At 57.0% G+C, this 6000-nt stretch carries 6 protein-coding genes and 1 pseudogene; 1 reads left to right on the top strand and 6 read right to left on the bottom strand.

Translation table 11 applies throughout. The features are described 5' to 3' along the window. Positions 1-71 precede the first annotated feature (71 nt). Positions 72-206: pseudogene (locus KRR23_RS21005) on the bottom strand (fructose-1,6-bisphosphate aldolase); the annotation flags it as partial. A gap of 487 nt (positions 207-693) precedes the next feature. Here KRR23_RS21005 and KRR23_RS21000 point away from each other — a divergent pair. Continuing rightward, entirely contained in the window at positions 694-1254 is a 561-nt protein-coding gene (locus KRR23_RS21000) for a hypothetical protein (RefSeq protein WP_216744060.1), read from the top strand. Positions 1255-1603: 349 nt separating this feature from the next. On the opposite strand, the gene fba is transcribed toward KRR23_RS21000, so the two are convergent. The 5 genes from fba to epd form a co-directional block, all read right to left on the bottom strand. Beyond that, positions 1604-2668, bottom strand: a complete 1065-nt coding sequence (gene fba / locus KRR23_RS20995; protein ID WP_216744059.1) for a class II fructose-bisphosphate aldolase — start codon at positions 2666-2668, stop codon at positions 1604-1606. Positions 2669-2986: 318 nt separating this feature from the next. Then, positions 2987-3319: an MliC family protein gene (locus KRR23_RS20990; RefSeq protein WP_216744058.1), complete on the bottom strand. Its 333-nt coding sequence runs from the start codon at positions 3317-3319 to the stop codon at positions 2987-2989. 59 nt (positions 3320-3378) lie between these two features. Then, positions 3379-3600: a hypothetical protein gene (locus KRR23_RS20985; RefSeq protein WP_054594419.1), complete on the bottom strand. Its 222-nt coding sequence runs from the start codon at positions 3598-3600 to the stop codon at positions 3379-3381. Between the two features lie 34 nt (positions 3601-3634). Beyond that, complete coding sequence (locus tag KRR23_RS20980) at positions 3635-4798, bottom strand: phosphoglycerate kinase (protein WP_216744057.1); 1164 nt, start codon at positions 4796-4798, stop codon at positions 3635-3637. A gap of 25 nt (positions 4799-4823) precedes the next feature. After that, on the bottom strand, positions 4824-5894 hold the full coding sequence (gene epd / locus KRR23_RS20975; RefSeq protein ID WP_216744056.1) for an erythrose-4-phosphate dehydrogenase: 1071 nt from the start codon (positions 5892-5894) through the stop codon (positions 4824-4826). Positions 5895-6000: the final 106 nt, after the last annotated feature.

The following is a 6000-nucleotide window of genomic DNA, read 5'->3' as shown; positions in this document are numbered from 1 at the left end:
CTGCACGCCGCAAATTCCAAGATAGCCATAGATCCCCACCTTTAAAAATGTGGGGTTCATGGAGCGCTTACAATACACACATCACACATAGTCGTTACGGTGGCGCCGAAGAATTTACGTGGGTCGAATTCGCTCAGGTTGGTGGCCATCAGGCGACGTATCGCGCTGGTGGAGGCTAACCAGACGCAGACGGTGTCTATGTCTATCATAATTTACGGTTTAACGGGCTTTCAGGCCCACGAAGCGGGTCATGAACATCGCTTTCTAAGCAACAGCCTAAAACATCGAAGGATGTTGCCGCTGCGGCGATTGGGTTTGGAATACTGGCGCAGCGGACGTGGCTCAAACTCTCGCAAAACCTTGGAGAGACTTGAGCGCACGTGACAAGACGAGGTTCGCCGACAAGCGCAGGCTTTTGAGTAGATTTGCGGGGACCCCTCAGGTGCCGCCCCCCCCTTTTGTTTTGCCCAGTTTTCGTTCGCACTTTTTTGCATTAAATGAGTGCAGGTTTGTTTATCTATAACAAAACGATATTAAAAACTGTCAGTTTTTACAGGTGCGAGAAGCTAATACCCCATCTAATCTCTCCAACGCAACAAGCGTAAAACAAAAGCAGACAGCAAATACTCTGCCCCTTTGCTCCCTGCGCTCAAAACGTTAATTCTGTACCACTCAGTAAAATCGAGGTATTACATGTCCAACATAGATCAAGTAGCATTTTCGTTCACCGCTGAAATGACTGTAAAAGGAGGACTTGAGGCTAAGTTTTGCTTTAAAAAAGTCTACCAAGAAAACACTTATGGCGACAGGTTTGGCGGTGCAGCCACAGCGAAACTCATATACCAAGATATTGACTATGCATGCATCAACTCCTGCGACGGGGCCTATGCAGCAAAACTTTATTTTAGATACGTCCAACCAAATCTATATAACATATATGTCACAAGCCTGGGAACAGGAATATATCTAAGCGCAAGCAGCGGCTGGCTATACGCTGTCAAGTCAGGAAACCCTTGTAACTTAATACTTATGCAAAATGGTAACATCTGCAATCTTGATCGCATGACAAGCAACACGCAGACGATTCAAATCCAGGATGACAGTATTCGCAAAAACCTACAGTTACACGATAAAACGCCCATGGCCATGAGCAATCACCTATTTTGGGGAGCCATTACCACTTATGGCGGCAATGGCGGGGATACTAACTTCACTTTAAATATTAAAGAGCGCGGTGTCGACTGGCCGCAATAAAGTAACTATATGCCTGAATTGGTGTAAGGGAGGGGACAGTCATTGCGCCGTCCCCAGTCGCCTCACCGCCCAACTGGCTCTAACCGGACGCCGACAACTCCCCGCACGCCACCTTGGCGGTGAATCAGGGGCGAGATCAGGCAGAGCATTAAAGCGTGCCACAGGCTTATTTACGCGCCCCCTCTAGGGAAAATGTTGCTGGTCCAGATGACTCTCAGGTTTATTTATATGAAAAAACTAGATCGTGCGGTTGAAATAAAGCGCGGATTAGACAGTCCAACAAATCGAACCAAGCTCCAGCCGCAAAAAAACCCGCATCGCTGCGGGTTTTTTTATAAACGCCTGAGGCTTAGTTAACCTTGGCGTTCAACTCACCCTTCAAATAACGCTGGAACATCCCTTCCAAAGAGATCGCCTTGATCTTCGAAGCATTGCCCGCAGTACCGAACGCCTCATAACGTGCAATACACACATCACGCATGGCCGTCACGGTCGCACCGAAGAATTTACGTGGGTCGAATTCGCTCGGGTTGGTGGCCATCAGGCGACGCATTGCGCCGGTGGATGCCAGGCGCAGGTCGGTGTCGATGTTGACCTTGCGCACGCCGTGCTTGATGCCTTCGACGATTTCTTCAACCGGTACGCCGTAGGTTTCTTTGATGTCGCCGCCGTACTGGTTGATGATCGCCAGCCACTCTTGCGGAACCGAAGAGGAACCGTGCATCACCAGGTGGGTGTTCGGGATGCGTTTGTGGATTTCCTTGATGCGGTCGATGGCCAGCACGTCGCCGGTTGGTGGCTTGGTGAACTTGTACGCGCCGTGGCTGGTGCCGATGGCGATGGCCAGGGCGTCGACCTGGGTGCGCTTGACGAAGTCAGCGGCTTCTTCCGGGTCGGTCAGCATTTGGCTGTGATCGAGCACGCCTTCTGCGCCAATACCATCTTCTTCACCAGCCATGCCGGTTTCCAGCGAACCCAGGCAGCCCAGCTCGCCTTCTACCGATACGCCGCAGGCGTGAGCCATGGCCACGGTTTGTTGAGTTACACGGACGTTGTAGTCGTAGTCGGTCGGGGTCTTGCCGTCTTCGCCGAGGGAGCCGTCCATCATCACCGAGCTGAAGCCCAGCTGGATCGAACGCTGGCAGACGTCAGGGCTGGTGCCGTGGTCCTGGTGCATGCATACCGGGATGTGCGGGAATTCTTCGATCGCCGCCAGAATCAGGTGACGCAGGAATGGCGCGCCAGCGTATTTACGGGCGCCGGCCGAAGCCTGGACGATCACCGGGGAGTCAGTCTTGTCAGCGGCTTCCATGATGGCGCGCATCTGCTCAAGGTTGTTGACGTTGAAGGCTGGAACGCCGTAGCCGAACTCGGCTGCGTGGTCCAGCATCTGGCGCATGCTGATAAGTGCCATGGTGTGTGTCTCTCCCGGTTGAGGGTCGTTAATCGTGCAAGCCTGCCGTAGCGGCGGCTGCTATTCAAGTTAATGCAGATCGGGGGTTAGGCCGGCCTGCGAATTCGGTGTTGCAAAAATCTCGTGTCTTGCGCGAACCCTGTGGCGAGGGGGCTTGCCTCCGTTCGGCTGCGAAGCAGTCGCAAATTGGCTGATGCGGTCTTACTGATGCACCGCGCCCGCAGGTTTTGGGAGCGCTTCGCACTCCAACGGGGGCAAGCCCCCTCGCCACAAAAGCCCGCTCCCACATTTGGATCTCTGTGAATCAGACCGATTGTGTTACTTGGCTTTACAGCCGCGGCCGATCAAATCGTTGGTGGCGACCCAGTACACCAGGCCTTCCTCACCTTTTACGTGAAACGCCAACTGGTCGTCGCTGTACAGCGAACCACCGCCTGCCGGATCAAGCTTCAAGCGATGAACCTGGTCGTCGCTGAGCCGCACATCCACGGTGTTGTGCGTGGCGTCGGTGTAGCGCCAGTGCACGGGAGCCTGGCTATCGCAAACCCAGTTCGTCCAAATATCGGACGCAACAGGCGACGACGCGAACGGGTTCATAGTGGCGCAACCGGCAAGTACTGCCAGCGACCCCACGGCTATCAAGCCTTTCATCCATTTTCCTCGGCAGTCGGCACACGCCAACTGCGCTGGGTATCAGTGAGTCAGACCGGTCAAGGGCAACCATGTTCCTTGGCCGGGGTCCGTGTCTCGTATTTATCCAGGCCATCCGGCCCGGAACGCTTGTTGAGCACCGGGTTGGTTTCGGCTTGCCAGTCGGCCTGATAACAGCCTTTGTCCGGCGCGCCGGTATCCGATTCCTGCGCGGCTTTCGGGGTGCTCCCGCAGCCGGCCAGTACACCCGCTGCGATCAATGTCGCTAACGTCTTGACCATGTAAACACTCCTTTGCCTGGTCAATGGATGACCCTTAGGCCTTTGCGCGGCTTTCCAGAACTTCAACCGCTGGCAGCACTTTGCCTTCGACGAACTCGAGGAACGCGCCGCCGCCGGTAGAAATGTAGGAGATCTGCCCGGCAACGCCATACTTATCGATGGCTGCCAGGGTGTCGCCGCCGCCCGCGATGGAGAACGCCGAGCTGTCTGCGATGGCCTGAGCGAGGACTTTGGTGCCGTTACCGAACTGGTCGAATTCGAATACGCCGACCGGGCCGTTCCACAGGATGGTTTTCGACGATTTCAGCAGCTCAGCGAAGTGCGCCGCAGTCTGTGGGCCGATGTCGAGGATCATGTCGTCTGCTGCTACGTCAGCGATCAGCTTGACGGTCGCGGTAGCGCTTTCAGCGAATTCCTTGGCAACCACCACGTCGACCGGCAATGGCACACTGACTTTGGCGGCGATGGCGCGGGCGGTGTCCAGCAGGTCTGGCTCGTACAGCGATTTGCCGACTGGGTGACCGGCAGCGGCCAGGAAGGTGTTGGCGATACCGCCACCGACGATCAGCTGGTCGCAGATCTGGCTCAGGCTGTTCAGCACGTCGAGTTTGGTCGAGACCTTGGAGCCGGCGACGATGGCCGCCATTGGCTGGGCCGGGGCGCCCAGGGCTTTGCCCAGTGCGTCCAGCTCGGCAGCCAGCAACGGGCCAGCCGCAGCGACTTTGGCAAACTTGGCCACGCCGTGGGTCGAACCCTCGGCACGGTGAGCGGTGCCGAAGGCGTCCATCACGAACACGTCGCACAGGGCAGCGTATTGCTTCGCCAGTTCGTCAGCGTTCTTTTTCTCGCCCTTGTTGAAGCGCACGTTCTCGAACAGCACGATGTCGCCGGCCTTGACGTCAACGCCGCCCAGGTAGTCGGACACCAGCGGCACTTCACGGCCCAGCGCCTTGCTCAGGTAGTCAGCCACTGGCTTGAGACTGTTCTCGGCCGAGAACTCGCCTTCGGTCGGACGGCCCAGGTGCGAGCAGACCATCACCGCCGCGCCTTTTTCCAGGGCCAGCTTGATGGTCGGCAGCGAGGCCAGGATTCGCGCATCGCTGGAGACAACACCGTCCTTGACTGGGACGTTGAGGTCTTCGCGGATCAATACGCGCTTACCTTGCAGATCGAGGTCGGACATCTTCAACACGGTCATGGGTCGCATTTCCTGGATAGCTGTTTTAGAGAGCAGGTTTTTTAGAGGCAGAGAGCTTGATAGCTGTTTGCAGATAGTGTTCTGCAACATCCAGCATTCGGTTGGCAAAACCCCATTCGTTGTCGAACCAGGCCAGCACGTTCACCAGCCTTGGGCCGGAAACGCGGGTCTGACTGGCATCGACGATCGCCGAATGCGGGTCATGGTTGAAATCACAACTGGCGTGAGGCAATTCGGTGTAAGCCAAAAGCCCCTTGAGCGGGCCGCTGGTGGCAGCCTCGCGCAGGATCCGGTTGACTTCACTCGCGTCAGTGTCGGTAACGGTTTGCATCGTGATATCGAGGCAAGACACGTTGACCGTCGGCACGCGTACAGCTTTGGCCTGAATTCGCCCGGCAAGTTCCGGCAGCAAGCGTTCGATACCGCGCGCCAGGCCGGTGGACACCGGGATCACCGACTGGAACGCCGAACGGGTGCGGCGCAAGTCTTCGTGGTGGTAGGCGTCAATGACCGGCTGATCGTTCATCGCCGAGTGAATCGTGGTGATCGATACGTAGTCCAGACCAAAGGCCTGATCCAGCAGGCGCAACAGCGGCACGCCGCAGTTGGTGGTGCAGGACGCGTTGGACACCAGCAGCTCGTCGCCGGTCAGGCACTCCTGATTGACGCCGTAGACGATGGTGGCGTCGACATCCGCCTCGCTGGCCATCGGCTGGGAAAACAGCACACGCGGTGCGCCCGCATCGAGGAAACGCTGGCCGTCTGCGCGCGTGTGGTAAGCACCGGAGCACTCAAGCACCAGATCGACGCCCAGAGACGCCCAATCAATGCCTTCGGGGGTGGCACTGCGCAGGACCTTCACGCAGTTGCCATTAATATGCAGACAATCGCCGTCGACCTTCACCTCACCGGGAAAACGCCCGTGGGTGGAGTCGAAGCGTGTCAGGTATTCGATGCTGGCCATGTCGGCCAGATCGTTGATCGCCACAATTTCAAACCCGGCCGCCGCCCCTCGCTCGAACAAAGCACGCAAGACGCAACGACCAATCCGGCCGTAGCCGTTGAGTGCAACTTTGTAAGGACGCGGTTGAGGCATGGGGTTCTCGATTACCGTGGTGAATCCGTCAGTGCAGCGTTGAATGTTCCATTGTCATCGCGAGCAAGCTCGCTCCCACAGGGATATACACCGTCCATGTGGGAGC

Origin of the sequence: Pseudomonas sp. CVAP#3, from assembly GCF_018986375.1 — a bacterium.
Classification (GTDB): domain Bacteria; phylum Pseudomonadota; class Gammaproteobacteria; order Pseudomonadales; family Pseudomonadaceae; genus Aquipseudomonas; species Aquipseudomonas helvetica.
Note: the sequence above shows the minus strand (reverse complement) of the source record. Positions and strands in the feature narration are given on the sequence as shown.